This is a genomic window from Bacillus sp. DHT2 (genome assembly GCF_026241455.1).
GTDB classification, from domain to species: Bacteria; Bacillota; Bacilli; order Bacillales; family Bacillaceae_G; genus Bacillus_A; species Bacillus_A pseudomycoides.
The window spans coordinates 376,140-394,576 of sequence record NZ_JAPHWH010000005.1; the positions used below are offsets into that span (position 1 = coordinate 376,140).

Genomic DNA, 18,437 nt, shown 5'->3' on the forward strand with positions numbered 1-18,437 from the left:
TATCCTACCATTTTTAATATATGAAATTATCCCATTCTTTATAGACTAATTTATATTTTGTTTTACGCTTTAATTTTACGGCGCGTAAATCCAAACAATGATCCTAATGCTACAAGGCACGCGCTTAACGTCATCATTGTTATGCTATTTGATGCTGTATTTGGTAGTTTTTCACCTTTTGTAGCTTGCACTGCTGCTTCTTTTTTCATCTTATCTTGTTTTTGTTGCTCTTGAATTCCTTCTTTTTTCATCTTATCTTGTTTTTGCTGTTCCTGCATTGCTGCTTCTTTTTTCATTTGATCTTGTTTTTGTTGCTCTTGCACTACCGCTTCTTTTTTCATTTGATCTTGTTTTTGTTGCTCTTGCACTGCCGCTTCTTTTTTCATCTTATCTTGTTTTTGTTGTTCCTGCATTGCTGCTTCTTTTTTCGTTGTATCTTGCTGTACTTGTGCTACTTCTTCCTTTGTCATTGTCCCAGTAGACGCACTTGCTACCGAAGAATATCCTACTGATAAAAGTGCCATCGCACAGATTGGTAAAAGTTTCTTTTTCATTTTATATCTCTCCTTAGTATACTTTTTTCACATCGCATCGGATGTATTTATAGAATATATCTGTTATGTAAATATGAGATGCAGATGAAATGGATTTTTCTTAAAGATTCAATTACCTTCAAGAAAGCAAAATTCCCTATGCACACCTCTCTATTTACGGAATAAAAAAAGGCTGTCGAAAGTAGCTAATTCAACTACTTTCGACAGCCTCTTTTTTTAAATATCTAGAGCATAACACCGTTATCTTTAAATGAATACCAAGTACCATTAATTAAGTGTTTGCCTGTTGCCATTGCACCGTCAGATTTTAAATAATACCAGTTCCCAGATTCTTGTAACCAACCTGTTTTCATCGTACCATTCGGATTCATATAATACCAACCTGTATCATTTCTTACCCATCCAGTTGCCATTAATCCACGATGAATATAATACCACTTATTTCCTTCCTTCACCCAACCTGTTTTGAATGATCCATCTTGGTTTGCATATAACCAGCGATCTTCACCATCTGCTATCCAACCAGTCTGCATAACACCATCATTACCTAAATAATAATCTCTTCCATTTACCCTAACATAATCTTTTTGCACCATGATTCTATCTATAAAGTAATACCAATTTCCGTTATAACTTAACCATCCTTCATGAGCTTTTCCATCTTTATCAAAGTAATACCATGAATCTCCATCTTTTACCCATCCCATTTTTTGTATAGCTTGTTCTTCTTTCGGGACAGCCTGATTTACATTTCCACTTGTTTCTGCATGAGAAACGGCAGGTACTAAAAACATTACAGACATTAAAACTAGCAAAATAATTTTTTTCATTTTTCCCAGTCTCCCAAATAATAAATTATTTTTTAGTTTCTATACCCTACAAGTAAATTATATTACGAATTATAGGGATAAACAACTATTTTGTAATACAAATGTAATATTTTTATCATTTTTGTTACTTTTATATTTTAATAGTAACATTTCACCGTTACATCCTTACAATTAATATAGATGTTTCTCTTTTACTAAATTCCTTTTTTATCCCGTATAAATGGAAATTTATACGGGATAAAAAAGCATTGTAGATTCCCTCTACAATGCTTTTTCTGTGTCTCAGTGTCTAATTGTTACTTTCGCGTGAGTTTAGAATAAAAGGGGCTGGAGTGATAACTAATTGTCTCGGCTCAGTTTTCTTTAAGTGATTTTTGACGTTACACTTACGACGTTGGAAGGCCCATGCCTCTATCGGGTTTGTGAGAATGATCCTTTGCTCTTCATTAGGGGTCTCTTCTTCAAACTTACAACTTTCGCTCCATTTACACCACTTCATTGTAAACTGTGAAGAAGAATGATCGTTTTCCCGATCAAACAAGTGCAAAAGGCACATCTCTTCATCTAGTACCATCTTATTACTAGTTGATAACAAAGCAAGGGTCGTCCAACGTTTCTCCATTCCCTCCTACTCCTTTTCACATATAGTGCCTAAAGCTTATTTTACCTAAAATGTGCTTGCCTTTTACCTTACATCTATAAGTTTATCCAAAAGACGACTACTCAACTATCGATTTTTCTTACAAATCACCTTACATTTTTGTAAGAAATGAAAAAAACCTTCATCTAAACGAATGGAGGGTTTTTAATCATTTTTCATCTATATATTTTTTCATATCATCTAATCCAGCTTCATACAGTTGCAACATCATTCCATGAGAAATTGCTCCAAGAACTAAAGTCATCCCAATGAGTGGAATGCGAATAGCAGGAACATCAATTAAGTAAGCCAACATACCAAGAACAATTGTTAAAAGTAATGCTTTTATAAATGTAACACTTGTGTACTGTTTCTTTTTCATGATTATCACCCTCCATAGAAGCGCTTTCTCAATATGATCAGTATATCATCAGATTATTTTGTGGGGATTTTTGTAAAAAGAATGCTATTATACAAATAAAGGAATTCCTCTAAGATAAATCAAATTCTTTTTTATTTCCTCACCTCTACTCTCTAACCACGTTGGACGAAAAATAATACTCTATATAAATCTTCTGCTTACTCTATTCTATTATGTTTATATCCGTTCACTACTTTCGTCATACAATATAAAAGAATCATATAAAACATAACTGGGATTATAATAATTTTTGGCTCTAGCATTAATTCTCCATAGTAATAACTAATTAAATTTGCCCAGTCATTTAGGTATGGAACATATATACTAAATTGATCATGAGCTTGCCCGGAAACAATTTTCGTTCCCCCTAAAAATAATTTAAACAGAGCAAGATGTAACATAATTAATAATACTTGCACCATTTGCTCTCCAATTTGAAATATAATTTGTGGTTGTAATACTTTCATAATATGAGTTCGAAACACATGCCATCTGCTTCCTCCTAATAAGAAAGAACTCTTTACATATTCCTTGTTCCAAAGTTGCTGAACTTCTTTATGAAAAAATCGTGTCATTCCTGGCACTGCTACAAAAACGAATACAAGAAATTGTATACATAGTACTTCTATATTTGTGACAATAGGTTTCGTTCGTAGCTCATAAATGATAAATGGTGTAAGAAATAAGATACAAAATAACGTTTGCGGAAAAAATTGCAAACTAACAGTAACACGTTGTAAGAAAAAAATTCCCCACTTATCATTATGAATGAACAGGCTCATCAATAAAGAAATGATTACTCTAGCAACTGCCACAAAAAATGAAATTAAAATTGTGTACTTAGCCCCATCTATTACTTTATAAAATAAATCTTCTCCTTCTCGATCCGTTCCAAACCAATGTGCACGGGAAATTGAAAAAGGAGCCGCTTCAACAATTTCTCCTTTTTCATTGTATCGATATTCCACTACCTTAGACTCCTCTTGAAAATATGGGAGTGCAATACTTATTATTAATAATAAAATAATCGGGAATAAGAAGTACTTATAACGCTGGCTATGCATACAACTTCCTCCTTAACCAATTCAATCCTACTATTACTCCATACATAGGCACTATAAATAACAGCAGCAAATAAACGATAACCACCAGATCTTGACCGCTAATCAAAATCGAAAATAAACCTCTTATGTTAAACATATACTCAAAAACGAATAAGCTCGTTATCAAGGCTAGTAATATTGATTCAATATGATTCACAACTGAAACAACCATATTGCGAAAAATATGCCTGCACAAAATATACATGTTACCAAACCCTTTCGCTCTCGCAAACATAACATAACCTTGCTTCTGCTCCTCATTTATAAGTAGCATTTGAAATTGGAATAAAGAGATGGTAGGTATAATAGCTAAAATGAGAAGTGGTAATACAATAGATGTATTTTGCATCGTAGAAAATGGATGTAGTGGTAAAAATCCGGTATACCTATATATACTTACCATGAAAAGTTGAAGAAAAAAAATTAGGAAGACATCTGGAATTGTTTTAAGAAAAAATACAGCTTCTTCTATCACTCTCTGTACACGCCTCGGTGAAACCGCCGCAATGATACTACATAAAAAAGACGAACATATAGAAACTATAAGCGCTCCAAGTATAAGCACGAGTGAATATGTATATGGCTTAAATATAAGTGGAAATAAGGGAAATTCCCTTTCTTGTATCTTAAATATTTGTACATTGTTTGAAACAGTCGCTACTTGTGTAGCCATTTTCAGCTTTAACTCTTCTGGATGTATAAGTGCAGAGATAACATGTATACATTGTGTAAAAAAATGCTCTACATGTATTCCAACTTTCTTCCCATTTATAAATAACATCGGAAGACTTACAATCACTACAAATAGCATAATCATAATAAATAGTTGAAGAATTATTGAGATTATTTTTTTAAACATTCCATTCTCCTCTCAATTTCTCTAGCATGAACGGATCATGAAAACTTCAAATCGAACTTTCATTTTATTTTATTCTGGCTTTCCTAATATAAACCTTTAGCCAATATGTATTTCTCTTTTTTGACTTTTCCCCTTCAATCCTTTACAGTCAAAATGTTCACAAGTTTTACAACGCAGGAGGATCCTAATGAAAATTGAAATAAAAGATACTTTAATCTCTGAAGAAGCATTACAAACAAAGGTAAAAGAACTAGCACTGCAAATTGAACGCGATTTTGAAGGAGAAGAAATCGTTGTGATCGCAGTACTAAAAGGTTCTTTCGTCTTTGCTGCTGATTTAATTCGTCACATTAAAAATGAAGTAACAATCGACTTTATCTCTGCATCTAGTTACGGCAACCAAACGGAAACAACAGGAAAAGTTAAATTGTTAAAAGATATCGATGTCAACATTACAGGCAAAAATGTAATTGTTGTAGAAGACATTATCGATTCTGGTTTAACACTTCACTTCTTAAAAGACCACTTCTTTATGCATAAACCAAAAGCATTAAAGTTCTGTACATTACTTGATAAACCAGAGCGTCGTAAAGTTGATTTGACAGCCGAGTATGTAGGCTTCCAAATTCCAGATGAATTTATCGTCGGCTATGGCATTGACTGTGCAGAAAAATATCGTAACTTACCATTTATCGCTTCAGTAGTAACAGAAAAATAAAACCACATACAACTTCCATCAATTTTTGATGGAAGTTTATTCATATCATCCACTACTATATAAATACAAATTAAAAAACCAACATAAAACCTTTCTTTTTAGGTAGGAGAGAGCTCTCTTCATACACCGTGCCAAATTAAATTATTGCCAGGACATTTTACGATGATTTATAACCCAGAATTAGTATAATAGAGTCCTTGTTATACTTTGGTAATTTATAAAGTTCGCATTTTTATAAAATAAACATTATAATTAAAAATATAAAAGGTTGTTAACAAAAAACGTTAACAACCTTTTTATTTTTTTTAGAAAAATTTTTCACTTTAGAGGAGTGATTGTATGTATTGGAAAAGAAATAATAAGCCTGTAGAAGATCCAGAAGAAATCGCTGTATGGGAATGCCAAACAGAAGATTGTTTAGGATGGATGCGTAAAAACTTTTCTTTAGAAGAAGAACCCAAATGTCCTTTATGTAAAGGTGATATGAATAGCGGGACACGACTACTACAAAAATTGTAAAGATTAGGTTCCATTTCCCCTACATTCCTCAATTATGAAATCCAATAAAGAGAAGATCCTCTTTCTCCTTATCTACAGTGCAAGTTTACTTCCTAATTATGAATTTGAAATAAATGATTGAAAAAAGCAGCTATTACTTAAAATAGCTGCTTTTTTCCTTACTGTCTACGAATATTTAGACAAGTAATCTATCCTATTACCTGATTTTTCTTTTGTATATATAAATATAAAACACTTGCTATGACGACAATTGTGCCACCAAAATAGAGGCCATACTTCGTCGCAAGTTCTACAATCGCCTCGATGTGTTTACCAAACATAGAACCAAGCATAAAATAAAGCAACGTCCACATAAATCCCGTCGTGTATGAATACAAAGCATATGTTTTAAATGACATACGATTCATACCAACCAAATAAGGAACAATATGTCTAACGACAGGTATAAAATAACTTGTTACTAATGCATAATGTCCATATTTACCAATCATTTCTTGTGATTGTAAAAGATACTTCGCCTTTTTCTTTTTCATCAATTTATCAAGTACTTTATCACCAAAAACCTTTCCAAGTATATATCCTAAAGAGAGGCCGGATACGACACCTAAATAGGTTAATAAAAATGCCGGAATTACACTTAGTATGCCTACTGACGATACAAACCCACCACTCATCACAATCATTTCATCTGGAATTGGCATACCTACAATCCCAAGCCATAAACAAAAGAATAAAGCCGCATAGCCATACTGCTCAATATAGGATAACAATTCATGTAATTCCATTAGGCGTATGACCTCCTAGCCTTTTTCTACAACTAAGAACATGTGCTGGAGGAAGATTCAACCAAACCTTTTTTAGTGAAATTTCCTGAAAAAAGGTTTGGATAAATGCTTTCCTTGCAAGCGAATATTGAAACGTAATAAACTCGCCATCCTCACTTAATGACTCCATTACACTGGATAAAATACGAGATGATACTTCCGTTGGTAAGGATGTAAAAGGTAACCCTGATAATATATAATCCACCTTCTCTATTTGTAACTCCTTTATATATTTCTTTATGTTCTCGGCTGATCCATGTATAACCAAAACGTTTGGATCGTCCTTAAACTGCTTCTGTAACTTTTTGAAAAAAACTTCATTAATTTCAATCAAGATAAATATTGTATGTTCTTTTTTTCTCTTTATAATCTCTCTCGTAAATGATCCTGTTCCAGGTCCCAATTCTAGAATATACTTTGCTTCTTCGAAATTAATCGCGCCTACCATCTTTTTGGCTAATATGTTAGAACTAGGTGCAATTGCTCCAGTATTCTTTGGATGTTTCACAAATTCGGTTAAGAATGTAATAAGTTGCATCTCTAACCTCTCCCGTTCATTCAATATCGTCTAATATAGCTCCCAGTATAACTATCATTTTTTAAAAAATAGCATGGGAATTTCTTAAGATTTTATGAAGATGTAAAAAAGCAGCTATCGCTTCTAGCGATAGCTGCTCCTTTCATTACTTCGAGCTCACGATCTTGTAATAAGAACGAACTGTTAAGAAGTAATATCCAATATAAATGACGCTATACACACCAATACTCATTAATAATGGAATCAAAATTTCATATGGCATTAACGTTGATAATCCTTTTAATGCAAATAAGCTGTGGCAAATCCCTACTACTAATGGAATTGCAAAGATAAAGCTTACTTGTTTCGCAATTGCCTTTTTCATTTCTTGTTTTGTAACCCCGACTTTACGTAGTACAACGTAACGATCGCGGTCTGCACTTGCTTCTGTTAGCTGTTTGAAGTAAATGATAGAGCCTGTTGCTAGTAAGAAGACAAGTCCTAAGAATAGACCGATAAACATCATTAATCCTGTTGCTTCCAGCATACCATGGAAACCCGTGTAGAAATCATTGAAAGGTCGCGCAACTTCTGATTCTCCAGCTGGCATCACTTTCTTTAATTTCTCTGTTAGCACTTTACTATTCCTCTCATCTTTTACATCGATATTTTTAACGATACGTGTGTCAGCTACTGCCTTCGCACTCTTATATACTTCATCTGGTACAACAACGAATAGTTCTCCTAAGTTCGTTATATTACGTCCTTCAGCACCTTTAATCGTTAATGTTTTCGCTTCATTACCAATCGGGAATACCGCTTTATTCCCTTTATATACAGTGCTGAACTCATGCCCTTCAATATACATACCATCAAATACGAATGCCTCGTTAGCCGCCAAACTTACAGCCTCTATATCCATATTCTTTGCTATGTTATTAAATGCTGATTGCGATACAAGCTGATATTTCTCGGTAACTAAATAATTTGTATTCATACCCATATCTGCTTTTTCGCCTTCAAACTTCCCTTTAACAGGAACCATTTCTATTTCGAATTGGTTCGTTACAGGATGCTTCTGTTTCTCTTCACCCAAAATCGCATTTACTTTATTATCAAGTGCCGCATCCTTTTTCTCGTAAGAATAACTGTGCGGCGCATAATCTTTCGTTTGTTTAAACGTGTTGTAATACATCGTAACAGACGTACCAACTGCCGTTAATGTTACCGCACTTAATATTGCAATAGTTGCTAGAGATTTTGCATTTCCTTTAATGCGGTACAGTAACTGTGACGTCGTTACCATGTTCATACCGTTATAGAAAGATGATTTCTTATGTCTTGCTCGTTTTAATACAAATACTGTAAAGAACATGAATAGTAAGTACGTACCAAGTACTGTTGCAAGTAAAATATAAAGCGCAACTGTCATAAAGTCTATATATTTAATTGCTTTAATATACATCAGTGATAAGAAATAGCCAGAACCGATTAAGAACACTGAAATCAATGCCATAATCATTGATCCTTTTGGCATCGTTTCTCCTTCACGTTCTGCACGGAAAAGTTCAATTAATTTAAAGCGATAGATTAAACGATATCCTTGAAGTGATGTATAAAGGATAATCACAAAAAAGATAATTGCCGTATCAATAATTGCAGACATTGGTACTTCAAAATGAACATTTAAATTCAGTCCCATCATACTTACTAACAATTCAAGGAACAACTTCGACAGTACACTACCAATCGCAATCCCGATTACTAATGACATTAAGCCCATCAACATATTTTCATAAAATAACATTTTACCGATTTGTCTTTTTCGAATACCAAGCAGTGAATATAATCCAACTTCTTTTTTACGTTTCCGTGTAAAGAACCCGTTAGAGTATATAATAAATACCGCTACGAAAATAATCAGCATCACACTGGAAACTTGGAATGCTCCGCTAATTTTCTTAGATCCTTCCGCTGCTTTTTCCATTTGTGAATTATATTGCAGCGCTTTAAATGTAAAATAAATGACGATGCTAAAGATCATAGATGCAAAATATAAAAAATAATCCTTAAAGTTCCGCTGTATATTGCGGAGGGCAATGCTAGATAACGTCATCCATGGCACCTCCGGAAATTGCGGACATTACGTCTACTACTTGTTGGAAGAATTGTTTACGAGTTAATTCCCCGCGGTGCAATTCTTTATATAACTCACCGTCTTTAATGAAGATAACACGTTTACAATAACTTGCCGCAAACGCATCATGCGTTACCATTAAAATTGTTGAATTATCATATTCATTTAATGACTTCATACTTTCTAATAAGTCTGTTGCTGATTTGGAATCAAGTGCTCCTGTTGGCTCATCCCCAAAAATCATACTTGGATTTGTAACGATTGCACGTGATGCTGCGCAGCGCTGCTTCTGTCCACCAGATACTTGGTATGGAAATTGACTTAAAATATGATCGATGCCGAACTTCTTCGCAATCTCAAGAACGCGGCGATCAATTTCATTCGCTTTCACTTTTGATAACGCAAGTGGCAATGCAATGTTCTCTTTCACCGTTAGCGTATCTAATAAGTTATAATCTTGGAAAATGAATCCTAAATGATCACGGCGGAACAATGCTAATTTATCATCATTCATTTTCACAATGTCTTTCCCATCAATTAAAATCTCACCGCTCGTTGCATTATCAATTGTAGAAAGAACATTTAAAAGAGTCGTTTTACCAGATCCAGAAGGTCCCATAATTCCAACGAATTCACCTTCTTGCACTTGTAAGTTAATACCTTTTAACGCTTCAAATTTATTTCCACCTGTATCATATACTTTTTTAATATTTTTCGCTTCTAACACTGTTTTCATCTCTATATCCCTCACTTCTTCTATTCTCTATTTTCACTATATCTAACTCCTACTCTTGCCACTATCGATGTTTCTTACACAAACATGACAGTTATGTAAGGCTACTTAGCAGAAGATATGGACATTTAACTTCATGAAATAACTACTTTGCTACTATAGCATTGGGATAAATAGCCATCCATTCATTCTCCTTACAGAAACATTACATTTCTGTAAGGTACCCTATATAATTGTGCACGAAATGTCGGATGAGGTTATTTCATTCCTGCTATTCTATTAACAAAGGAGGTCATATGATGGATTCGCTTAAAAATATGAATGCAGCAATACAGTATATTGAAGACAATCTTACGAATGACATTGACTTTAAAGAAGTGGCTAGGCTAGCTTTCTGCTCGGAATACCATTTTAAAAGAATGTTTTCCTTCCTTTCAGGCACGTCGCTTTCAGAATATATTCGTTGTAGACGCCTTACTCTTGCAGCATTTGAGCTAAATGCTAGCAATGTAAAAGTCATTGATATCGCTATAAAATATGGATACAACTCGCCAGATTCCTTTTCACGTGCATTTCAAAATCTGCATGGGATAACACCGTCAGAGGCTAGAAATAGCAGCCATACCCTTAAGGCTTACTCACGAATGACCTTCCAGTTATCCATTAAAGGAGGAAATGAAATGAACTATCGAATCGAAAAAAAAGAGACGTTTCGCATCGTTGGTATAAAGAAACGAGTACCGATTATTTTTAGTGGTGTAAATCAAGAAATTGCTTCTATGTGGAAAAGCTTAGACAGTCAATCAATTCACACATTAAAGACCCTTTCGAATGTGGATCCTACAGGACTCATCAGTGCTTCTACCAATTTTTCTGAAGGGAGAATGGAGGAAAAAGGAGAACTTGATCACTATATTGGCGTCGCAACAACGAAAACTTGTCCAGAGCAGTTCAAGCAACTTGAAGTTCCTGCCTCAACATGGGCTATATTTGAAGCAATTGGGCCATTTCCTAATGCATTGCAAAATGTATGGGGACGTATTTATTCCGAGTGGTTTCCATCTTCGAATTATGAACAAATGGAAGGACCGGAAATCCTATGGAATGAAAATAAAGATGTGACTTCATCTACTTTTAAAAGTGAAATATGGATACCAGTTGTAAAAAGGTAATATATTCCTAGTTGATTATTAAAGTAAAGAAGCTGTCCCAAAAGGTCATTTTTAACACCCTTTTGGAGACAGCTTTTTTAGACTAATGCTTCACTTTATCCTTCTTTTAGACTCATTGCTATACAACACTGCAGTCATAATCGAAATCATTACAACAACTACAAAAGTAAACATTCTATAGTTTGATATCACAGCAGTACCTATAAGGAAGGCAGGAATGACTGCCAGAATCATGCCTCCAAGCATACCAAGAACAGCTCCCATACTCTGTTTCACTACTTGGGTTTCTGATACCCAATCATAATAAGCAAATCGGTTATTAATAAAAACACCCCATACTGCTGAAAAAAAGGAATATGTGATTGGGGTAATTACGATTAAAATTGAAGTCCAAATACCTGGCTTTAAACCTATAATCATAAGGATAGCGCTAATAATTGATGTAGGTATGCTGAGTGAAAGATTCATGAGAATCTTACTGTCATAGATCATTTTCGGTGTAAGAGGCAATGACTTGATAATCCATACGTTTTTCCCCTCGAGCGACAATGACACACACGTTGTACACGTCATTGCAATCATTGCTGAAATAACAAATGGAGCAACCTTTTGTAAAAGCGTTTCGATTCCAGGATATCCAATAAATTGACTTGGCCCTACTATAACGACTGCAAGTGAGAATATGACTGCCATGACAACTCCCATACCGATATTAATCACATATACTGTAGAAGAAAAGAAACGCTTCCGTTCTTTTTTATATAATGCAATCAACACTTTTTCTTTCTTCATATGATCAATCTTGTAATCGGAACGCGTATGGTACGTAGAAACTCCTGTATTGATTTGCTTATATTTGAAAGAGAGTATTTTTACAAAAAGATAATACCAAATAACTGATATGCTGACAAAAAGAATAAAAGCTCCTATATTCGCATCGACAATTGCTTTTTGAAAAATGTTAGCTAGCGGATACACTTTAGTCAATTGCTCTGAAACGATTGCTCCAATCCCTTCTAAGTCAGTAAAACTATATTTCGCATTTCCCTGCTTGAACATAAAGTAGCCAAATATAATAATTGCCATAAAACTTAAAACGGTAGTGACTCGATTCGCATGTCTAAACTTAGATGCTATCGCCGTAATGCATGCACCAAAAACAGCCGCAATTGTTGTTGGAATTAAAGATACTGTAAACAGAGTTATGATCCACATTACATAGAAAGATATTGATGGATTCTCATATATACAATAAATAATCCCCATCGGCAGCATGATGATCATTGAAAAGACAGTATTTAATACGTACAAATACAAAAATCTACTAGCAATAATCGTATCTACACGAATCGGTAAAGACATGACAAAATCATAATCCTTAAAGGCAAAAATTTCACCATTCGCCTTAAACATAGTGAAAAACAAAACTAATATACTGCTAATAACGAATGCATAAACTGGAATGACTTCCCCTATCCCCAGTTTGATTAATCCATATGCCGCGCCTCCACAATATAGCATCAAAAGGGCAGCAACCAAGGCGATTGATACTGAAATTAAAATTTTACTCTGCTTCTTTTTCTTATCTTTTTCATACTTGAAAGTATTTAGACCAAGCTGCGTTATCAGACGGATCTTTAAAAGCGCTAGCGTATTATTCTTCATCAGCAAGCACCTTCATAAAGAGCTCTTCTAATGAATTTCCCTTGATTAAAGACTTTACTTCCCCCGAGATTGCTAGTTTCCCTTTATGAATCATCGCTATCTTATTGCATAACTTCTCTGCTACATCTAATACATGAGTAGAAAAGAAAATCGCACTGCCTGATTCACAAAGTTCCTTCATCATCCCCTTAAGTACAAGAGCCGCCTTTGGATCGAGACCAACAAAAGGCTCATCTAAAACTAATAATTTGGGATGATGCACAACTGCTGATATAATCGCTACTTTTTGTTTCATACCGTGTGAGTAGGAGGATATTAAATCCCCCAAATATGGTGTAATCTCAAAAGCATCTCCATATGTTTGTATCCGTTCTTCTCTGTCCTTTACAGACACCCCAAAAACATCCGCCACAAAGTTCAAATATTGAATCCCTGTTAGTTGTTCATATAAATCTGGATTATCAGGAATGTATGCCATGACCTTCTTACACGTAATCGGGTCCTTTTTTACTGAATGTCCATCAACAAAAATTTCGCCCTCCTCAAAGTCTATAACACCTACTAGTGACTTAATCGTCGTACTTTTCCCAGCGCCGTTATGTCCGATAAACCCAAAAATATCTCCCGCTTGAACAGTTAAACTCAAATCATCTACTGCTTTTTTGCCACCTTTGTAGGTTTTGCTAAAATTTATGATTTCTAACATGCCCTCTCCCCCAAACAATTTAAACTCGCGTATACCAAGACTGAATATTCAGACCTGAATAACTAAAATGATACGCAATAAGACTTCATCCTTACCAAATATCATTACTTGCAAACGTCCTTACAGAATCGTATCTACTATTTATAATTGTTCCTTTTTATATAAAATATAAGAATATCCATTCGTCAACACCACAGCAATTAATATCATTGTAAGCATCATATAAGATCTCCATTCAGCTGGCACAACAATACTTACCATCATCATAAGTCCTAAAGCTACAAATACTTTTCCGCTAAAGCGATGTGTTTTGCGCCATACTTCTTCATTGCTTAACGTCCATGGGTTACGCATACCCACAAAGAAATTCGGTTTACACTGCGGTAAATAATTACCAATAATTAAAAATAAAATTCCAACAAGTAATTCCGGGACCCGATTAATAAATAATTTATAACCTAAGCCATTTGTAATGATATCTATGTTTCCGATAAATAAGACAACTAGCAGGCTATTATTTATCATCATCAAAGCTTTAGAAAACTTTTCATAGTTTTCTTTCTTTGGATCAATTTTTTGTAAAACATTTAGAAATACATAACAACCAATCATGATACCAACCATAGACATCATTCCAGTTAATTTCGATGAAAATCCATCAGCAGTCCCGCCGCTCCAATGGGTTGCGATTGTATCTGGCAAGTATGGCCAAGAAATTGCCCATATTAAGCAAGTTGTAAGAATTAATATAATTGCAAAAAGATGCTTTTTCATTTCCCCTCTCCCCCTTTATTCGTAAACGTAAACACCCAAGTTAATAAATCTTGAAAAACAGTTGTGTTCAAGGAATACACAACAAATTGCCCTCTTTTTTCATCTTGTATAAGTTCCGCATTTTTAAGTGCACTTAAATGATGTGAAATACTTGGCTTTGTCATATTGAACTGTTCGGCAATTTCACCAGCTGTTAAATCGCCTTCTTTTAATAAATCTAATATTTTTCGCCTTGTTGGATCTGCTAATGCTTTAAATGCTTGGTTCAATGTCTTTCTTCCTTTCAATAATTAGACATTTAGATATTTATCTAAATGTTAAAATAAAAAACGTATATTGTCAATTATATCCATAACCCTTTTTACTTTTTCCACTTTTGTCCTATACTGTTTACTAGCACTCGTTTCAAGGTAATGAAAAGACAAGAAACACATGGTACACTATAGCTACAATTGTTTTTTTAGGAGGAATATACATATGTATAAAATTTTAATCGTTGAAGACGATCCAAATATCTCATCTTTACTTCAGTCTCACATTCAAAAATATGGTTATGAAGCTGTTGTTGCGGATAACTTTGATGATATTATGGATTCTTTTAATAGAGTGAAACCACACCTAGTGCTTCTAGATGTAAACTTACCGAAGTTCGATGGCTTCTACTGGTGCCGTCAAATTCGTCATGAATCTACTTGCCCGATTATTTTCATTTCTGCTCGTGCTGGTGAGATGGAACAAATTATGGCGATTGAGAGCGGTGCGGATGATTATATTACAAAACCATTCCACTACGATGTTGTAATGGCGAAAATTAAAGGTCAATTACGCCGTATTTACGGTGATTATGCTCCAAATATTTCAGAACGAATTGTTGAAGTTGAAGGGCTAAAATTATTCCCGGAACGACCAGAAATCCATTTTGGAACGAAGCAAGTTCTTCTTACAAAGAAAGAAGCTATCTTAGCTGAAATGTTATTATCGAAACACCCTCGTACAGCAAACCGCGAAGATCTATTAGCTGCGCTTTGGGATGATGAAAGCTTCGTTGAAGAAAACACGTTAAACGTAAACATTACACGTCTTCGTAAGAAATTTAATGAGCTTGGTATTGAAAACGCAATTGAAACAGTACGCGGATTAGGGTATCGTTTTAACGCAACTTGGAGTGAATAAGCATGAAGTTATTTTTGCGTGATCATTTTGCATTTTTTCTATTATATGCATTAAATTTCGGTATCATTTTTATTCTCTATGATGCAGTTGATGGATTTCAAAACAATAAATTTTATTTCATCGTATTAAGTTTATATTTATTTATTTGCTTCCTTGTTTATCGTTATGTTCGCAACCGCAGAATGTATCACAGATTAAGTGAGCCACCGGAAAAAATGGAAGATGCGTTTATTGAAAGAGCGACCGCACCTATGCCACACGGCGTAAATGAGCTTGTTCGGACTCAATATCGTTTGTTCCAAAAAGAACTGCAATCATATGAAGTCAAACAACAAGAACACCAATTGTTTATTAACCACTGGGTACATCAAATGAAAACGCCAGTTTCTATTATGCAGCTGATGGTACTAGAAATGGAAGATGAACATCTCATTCCGAAGTTTAAGAAAGAACTAGAAAGATTAAATCAAGGACTTGATATGGCGTTATATATGGCGAGACTCAATAACTTCCACGAAGACTTCCATGTAGAAACGATTTCACTAAAGGATGCCGTAACAAAAAATATTAACGGCTTAAAAGAACTCTTTATTCGTAACGGTGTATTCCCTGTTCTAGAAGTTCATTCTGATCTTATGGTTGCTTCTGATGCAAAGTGGCTGAAATTCATTATTTATCAGTTAATGACGAATGCGGTTCGCTATTCTGGCGAGCGAGGCAAGAAAGTCTTCTTATCTGGCTATCGAAATGGGAAAGATATTATTTTGGAAATTCGTGATGAAGGTGTTGGTATCCCGCAGGAAGATATCCGAAGAGTATTTGAACCATTTTATACAGGGAAAAATGGACGTACTTTCGGAGAATCAACTGGTATGGGGCTTTATATTGTCAGTAAAATTTGCTCTTATTTAGGTCATTCCGTGAAGTTAGACTCTGAAGTAGGTAAAGGGACTAGCATTAAGATCATCTTCCATAATGCTTTAAATCATCAAGCAGACGGCTCGGGGAAGGTGATTGAAGAATGAACATACACAATTTCAGCGAAATGTATGAGAACTCACTCTCATACATTTTTTGCAACATGACTACATCTATATCTTCGATTTGGAGGTATACAGCATGACTTTTTGGCAGTTTGCATTTAAAAACGTAACGCGAAATTCCCGTGCTTATTTTGCCTATTTTTTAAGCAGTGCGTTTTCCATTGCGATTTTCTTCTCATTTGCGGTGTATTTATTTCATCCTCGGCTACAAAATTTTAGTACAGTTGATGGAATTACAGGGTTAATGATATTTTCAGAAGTGGTCATTGTGTGCTTTTCCTTTTTCTTTCTGCTTTATTCCATCGGTACTTTCTTAAAAGTTCGTAAAAAACAATTTGGAGTTTTAACCGTTTTAGGAATATCGAGAAGGCAATTAAAACGTCTTGTTTTTATGGAAAATATGTTGATTGGGATATTGTCCATCTTTGTTGGCATTCAACTTGGACTCGTATTCTCACAATTTTTCTTGTTAGTAACAGGAAAAATCACACACGTCCCAGGATTGTATTTATATTGGCCTTCAGGGGCCATCCTTTTAACTGCAACAGTCTTCCTTGGACTCTTTATCGTTGTTTCTGCTTTTACTCCTATGCTCATCCGAACAAGAAAAGCAGTACGCCTTTTAAAAGAAGGAAAAGTAAAGCAAAAAGAGCAAAAACCATCTATACTTATTTCTTTATTTGGTGCTTTATGTTTGCTGTCGGGATATATACTAGCCGGAAATCCAATGTTCTTTCTATCTTTAGATCCAAAGATAGGATCGATTTACATGTTTTCTAGCATTTTCGTCATTCCGTCACTTGTGGCAATTGGAACATACTTTTTCTTTTCACAAATTTGCTTCCTGCTCATTCGGATTTTGAAAACAAGACGAAAATTTTACATGAAGCGAATTAATATGCTGTGGATTTCAGATTTAGCAAGCCGTATTCGAACAAATATTAATATGCTTTTTATTGTAGCTATGCTATCTACTCTCGCATTTACAATGATTACATTCATATATGGGTTTGGGAAATTCATAAAGTTGGATGTTGCCAAAAATAATCCATTCCCGTTCACCTATATTTCATACGATGCCAATCCACTTGCTTCACAGCATATGGACTGGTTAGAAAAACGACTTAGCGAAGAACAATTTACCTATAAAAAGTTCAAAACAGACTTATATGCAGTTTCATTACAAAAGGACAAAACCACTCCTTATGAAAGAGAAGCATATGTATTAAAAGAAAGTGACTATAATAAACTTGCGACTGCTTTACATCTCAAGCACCTTTTTGTAAAAGAGAATGAAACATACATCCTACCTGGATATGGATATCAAAACATATTGAGTCCACTGCAAGAAGATTTCAAACAAAAAAACGTTACACTTTCGCAAAATTCACTTACATTACATGTAAAAGATTATGAGAATTTTAGCGTAACACCAGCTGGTCTGACACTACAATTACTAATTTTATCTGATGATACAGTACATGCTTTATCGAATAACATGAGACATATGACACTGTATAACTTTCAAGTACAAGACTGGGAAAAGACATATGTAATCGCTGAAGAATATATTAATAAATTGGAAAAAGATCGAAAAAGTATCGCATCTAAAGAACCTTTATATATCATGTGGGAAGCGAGTGATACGCTATACCAAATTAAACTAGGCGCCGCTTCATTCTTCTTTATTGGTACTTTCCTTGGTGTCATTTTCTTCATTGGTGCCGGGAGTGTCCTTTACTTCCGTATGTATACGGACTTAACAAGTGAACAAGAAAAATATATTACGATTACAAAAATCGGGTTAACAGAATCTGAAATGAAGCGTTCCGCTACCATTCAGCTAGCGATCTTATTCTTCGTTCCGTACATCATGGCTTCCATTCATACAATGTTTGCTACAAAAATGCTACAAGAAGTCATAAATCTATCATTATTTGCTGAAATTACAGTTGTTCTTACGATATTTGGAACGGTTGAAATTATCTTTTTCTTGTTAATTCGTTCCTTATATATGCAAAAACTATCTCGACATATTAGTCTTTAAAA

General features: G+C 34.4%; 20 protein-coding genes. 6 read left to right on the forward strand and 14 right to left on the reverse strand.

Annotated features, from left to right (window positions below):
• Positions 1-62 precede the first annotated feature (62 nt).
• The 6 genes from ORL93_RS15430 to ORL93_RS15455 all read right to left on the reverse strand — a co-directional run bounded on the left by ORL93_RS15430 (position 63) and on the right by ORL93_RS15455 (position 4,407).
• Positions 63-554 carry an LPXTG cell wall anchor domain-containing protein gene (locus tag ORL93_RS15430; protein WP_006096335.1) on the reverse strand — a complete coding sequence of 164 codons (492 nt, stop codon included), beginning with the start codon at positions 552-554 and terminating at the stop codon, positions 63-65.
• 224 nt (positions 555-778) lie between these two features.
• Positions 779-1,384, reverse strand: a complete 606-nt coding sequence (locus tag ORL93_RS15435; protein ID WP_006096334.1) for a PspC-like choline-binding domain-containing protein — start codon at positions 1,382-1,384, stop codon at positions 779-781.
• Positions 1,385-1,673: 289 nt separating this feature from the next.
• A complete protein-coding gene (locus ORL93_RS15440; RefSeq protein ID WP_018764625.1) occupies positions 1,674-2,006 on the reverse strand; it encodes a hypothetical protein in 333 nt (110 codons plus the stop codon).
• 187 nt (positions 2,007-2,193) lie between these two features.
• Complete coding sequence (locus ORL93_RS15445; protein WP_029427337.1) at positions 2,194-2,409, reverse strand: hypothetical protein; 216 nt, start codon at positions 2,407-2,409, stop codon at positions 2,194-2,196.
• Positions 2,410-2,603: 194 nt separating this feature from the next.
• Positions 2,604-3,509: a peptide ABC transporter permease gene (locus ORL93_RS15450; protein WP_265959182.1), complete on the reverse strand. Its 906-nt coding sequence runs from the start codon at positions 3,507-3,509 to the stop codon at positions 2,604-2,606.
• A complete protein-coding gene (locus tag ORL93_RS15455) occupies positions 3,502-4,407 on the reverse strand; it encodes an ABC transporter permease subunit (RefSeq protein ID WP_006096331.1) in 906 nt (301 codons plus the stop codon). The genes ORL93_RS15450 and ORL93_RS15455 overlap by 8 nt, the downstream gene beginning before the upstream one ends.
• A 187-nt stretch (positions 4,408-4,594) precedes the next feature.
• Between ORL93_RS15455 and hpt the strand changes: the two genes are divergently transcribed.
• Both hpt and ORL93_RS15465 read left to right on the forward strand, forming a co-directional pair.
• Positions 4,595-5,125, forward strand: coding sequence for a hypoxanthine phosphoribosyltransferase (gene hpt / locus ORL93_RS15460; protein ID WP_003201413.1), 531 nt, complete (start codon positions 4,595-4,597; stop codon positions 5,123-5,125).
• Between the two features lie 339 nt (positions 5,126-5,464).
• Positions 5,465-5,644: a cold-inducible protein YdjO-related protein gene (locus ORL93_RS15465; protein ID WP_006096330.1), complete on the forward strand. Its 180-nt coding sequence runs from the start codon at positions 5,465-5,467 to the stop codon at positions 5,642-5,644.
• A 188-nt stretch (positions 5,645-5,832) separates the two neighbouring features.
• Here ORL93_RS15465 and ORL93_RS15470 read toward each other — a convergent pair whose 3' ends face one another.
• The 4 genes from ORL93_RS15470 to ORL93_RS15485 form a co-directional block, all read right to left on the reverse strand.
• On the reverse strand, positions 5,833-6,429 hold the full coding sequence (locus ORL93_RS15470) for a DedA family protein (protein WP_018782046.1): 597 nt from the start codon (positions 6,427-6,429) through the stop codon (positions 5,833-5,835).
• Positions 6,416-7,006, reverse strand: coding sequence for a class I SAM-dependent methyltransferase (locus ORL93_RS15475; RefSeq protein ID WP_097795694.1), 591 nt, complete (start codon positions 7,004-7,006; stop codon positions 6,416-6,418). The genes ORL93_RS15470 and ORL93_RS15475 overlap by 14 nt, the downstream gene beginning before the upstream one ends.
• Positions 7,007-7,151: 145 nt before the next feature.
• Positions 7,152-9,101, reverse strand: coding sequence for an ABC transporter permease (locus ORL93_RS15480; protein WP_033796499.1), 1,950 nt, complete (start codon positions 9,099-9,101; stop codon positions 7,152-7,154).
• Positions 9,088-9,858 carry an ABC transporter ATP-binding protein gene (locus ORL93_RS15485; RefSeq protein ID WP_003201420.1) on the reverse strand — a complete coding sequence of 257 codons (771 nt, stop codon included), beginning with the start codon at positions 9,856-9,858 and terminating at the stop codon, positions 9,088-9,090. Before ORL93_RS15485 ends, ORL93_RS15480 begins: the two co-directional genes overlap by 14 nt.
• Before the next feature lie 296 nt (positions 9,859-10,154).
• Between ORL93_RS15485 and ORL93_RS15490 the strand changes: the two genes are divergently transcribed.
• Positions 10,155-11,027, forward strand: coding sequence for an AraC family transcriptional regulator (locus ORL93_RS15490; protein WP_033799178.1), 873 nt, complete (start codon positions 10,155-10,157; stop codon positions 11,025-11,027).
• 90 nt (positions 11,028-11,117) lie between these two features.
• Here the strand turns inward: ORL93_RS15490 and ORL93_RS15495 are convergent, their stop codons facing one another.
• The 4 genes from ORL93_RS15495 to ORL93_RS15510 form a co-directional block, all read right to left on the reverse strand.
• Complete coding sequence (locus ORL93_RS15495; RefSeq protein WP_033796497.1) at positions 11,118-12,692, reverse strand: putative ABC transporter permease subunit; 1,575 nt, start codon at positions 12,690-12,692, stop codon at positions 11,118-11,120.
• Complete coding sequence (locus ORL93_RS15500; protein ID WP_003204770.1) at positions 12,682-13,398, reverse strand: ABC transporter ATP-binding protein; 717 nt, start codon at positions 13,396-13,398, stop codon at positions 12,682-12,684. Before ORL93_RS15500 ends, ORL93_RS15495 begins: the two co-directional genes overlap by 11 nt.
• Before the next feature lie 141 nt (positions 13,399-13,539).
• A complete protein-coding gene (locus ORL93_RS15505; RefSeq protein ID WP_018764633.1) occupies positions 13,540-14,172 on the reverse strand; it encodes an SdpI family protein in 633 nt (210 codons plus the stop codon).
• Positions 14,169-14,441 (reverse strand): autorepressor SdpR family transcription factor, encoded by a 273-nt coding sequence (locus ORL93_RS15510; protein ID WP_033799176.1) that lies wholly within the window; start codon positions 14,439-14,441, stop codon positions 14,169-14,171. The genes ORL93_RS15505 and ORL93_RS15510 overlap by 4 nt, the downstream gene beginning before the upstream one ends.
• 208 nt (positions 14,442-14,649) lie before the next feature.
• On the opposite strand from ORL93_RS15510, the gene ORL93_RS15515 reads away from it, so the two are divergent.
• From ORL93_RS15515 to ORL93_RS15525, 3 genes are all read left to right on the forward strand, one after another.
• Positions 14,650-15,345: a response regulator transcription factor gene (locus tag ORL93_RS15515; protein ID WP_006096322.1), complete on the forward strand. Its 696-nt coding sequence runs from the start codon at positions 14,650-14,652 to the stop codon at positions 15,343-15,345.
• A 2-nt stretch (positions 15,346-15,347) separates the two neighbouring features.
• Positions 15,348-16,370 carry a sensor histidine kinase gene (locus ORL93_RS15520; RefSeq protein ID WP_006096321.1) on the forward strand — a complete coding sequence of 341 codons (1,023 nt, stop codon included), beginning with the start codon at positions 15,348-15,350 and terminating at the stop codon, positions 16,368-16,370.
• A gap of 94 nt (positions 16,371-16,464) precedes the next feature.
• Positions 16,465-18,435, forward strand: coding sequence for an FtsX-like permease family protein (locus ORL93_RS15525; RefSeq protein ID WP_097795690.1), 1,971 nt, complete (start codon positions 16,465-16,467; stop codon positions 18,433-18,435).
• The last annotated feature ends 2 nt before the right edge of the window (positions 18,436-18,437 follow it).

Coding starts and splice junctions, on each gene's coding strand:
- ORL93_RS15430 (WP_006096335.1), bottom strand. CDS start 554: ATGAAAAAGAAACTTTTACCAATCTGTGCGATGGCACTTTTATCAGTA.
- ORL93_RS15435 (WP_006096334.1), bottom strand. CDS start 1,384: ATGAAAAAAATTATTTTGCTAGTTTTAATGTCTGTAATGTTTTTAGTA.
- ORL93_RS15440 (WP_018764625.1), bottom strand. CDS start 2,006: ATGGAGAAACGTTGGACGACCCTTGCTTTGTTATCAACTAGTAATAAG.
- ORL93_RS15450 (WP_265959182.1), bottom strand. CDS start 3,509: ATGCATAGCCAGCGTTATAAGTACTTCTTATTCCCGATTATTTTATTA.
- ORL93_RS15455 (WP_006096331.1), bottom strand. CDS start 4,407: ATGTTTAAAAAAATAATCTCAATAATTCTTCAACTATTTATTATGATT.
- hpt (WP_003201413.1), top strand. CDS start 4,595: ATGAAAATTGAAATAAAAGATACTTTAATCTCTGAAGAAGCATTACAA.
- ORL93_RS15465 (WP_006096330.1), top strand. CDS start 5,465: ATGTATTGGAAAAGAAATAATAAGCCTGTAGAAGATCCAGAAGAAATC.
- ORL93_RS15470 (WP_018782046.1), bottom strand. CDS start 6,429: ATGGAATTACATGAATTGTTATCCTATATTGAGCAGTATGGCTATGCG.
- ORL93_RS15475 (WP_097795694.1), bottom strand. CDS start 7,006: ATGCAACTTATTACATTCTTAACCGAATTTGTGAAACATCCAAAGAAT.
- ORL93_RS15480 (WP_033796499.1), bottom strand. CDS start 9,101: ATGACGTTATCTAGCATTGCCCTCCGCAATATACAGCGGAACTTTAAG.
- ORL93_RS15485 (WP_003201420.1), bottom strand. CDS start 9,858: ATGAAAACAGTGTTAGAAGCGAAAAATATTAAAAAAGTATATGATACA.
- ORL93_RS15490 (WP_033799178.1), top strand. CDS start 10,155: ATGGATTCGCTTAAAAATATGAATGCAGCAATACAGTATATTGAAGAC.
- ORL93_RS15495 (WP_033796497.1), bottom strand. CDS start 12,692: ATGAAGAATAATACGCTAGCGCTTTTAAAGATCCGTCTGATAACGCAG.
- ORL93_RS15500 (WP_003204770.1), bottom strand. CDS start 13,398: ATGTTAGAAATCATAAATTTTAGCAAAACCTACAAAGGTGGCAAAAAA.
- ORL93_RS15505 (WP_018764633.1), bottom strand. CDS start 14,172: ATGAAAAAGCATCTTTTTGCAATTATATTAATTCTTACAACTTGCTTA.
- ORL93_RS15515 (WP_006096322.1), top strand. CDS start 14,650: ATGTATAAAATTTTAATCGTTGAAGACGATCCAAATATCTCATCTTTA.
- ORL93_RS15520 (WP_006096321.1), top strand. CDS start 15,348: ATGAAGTTATTTTTGCGTGATCATTTTGCATTTTTTCTATTATATGCA.
- ORL93_RS15525 (WP_097795690.1), top strand. CDS start 16,465: ATGACTTTTTGGCAGTTTGCATTTAAAAACGTAACGCGAAATTCCCGT.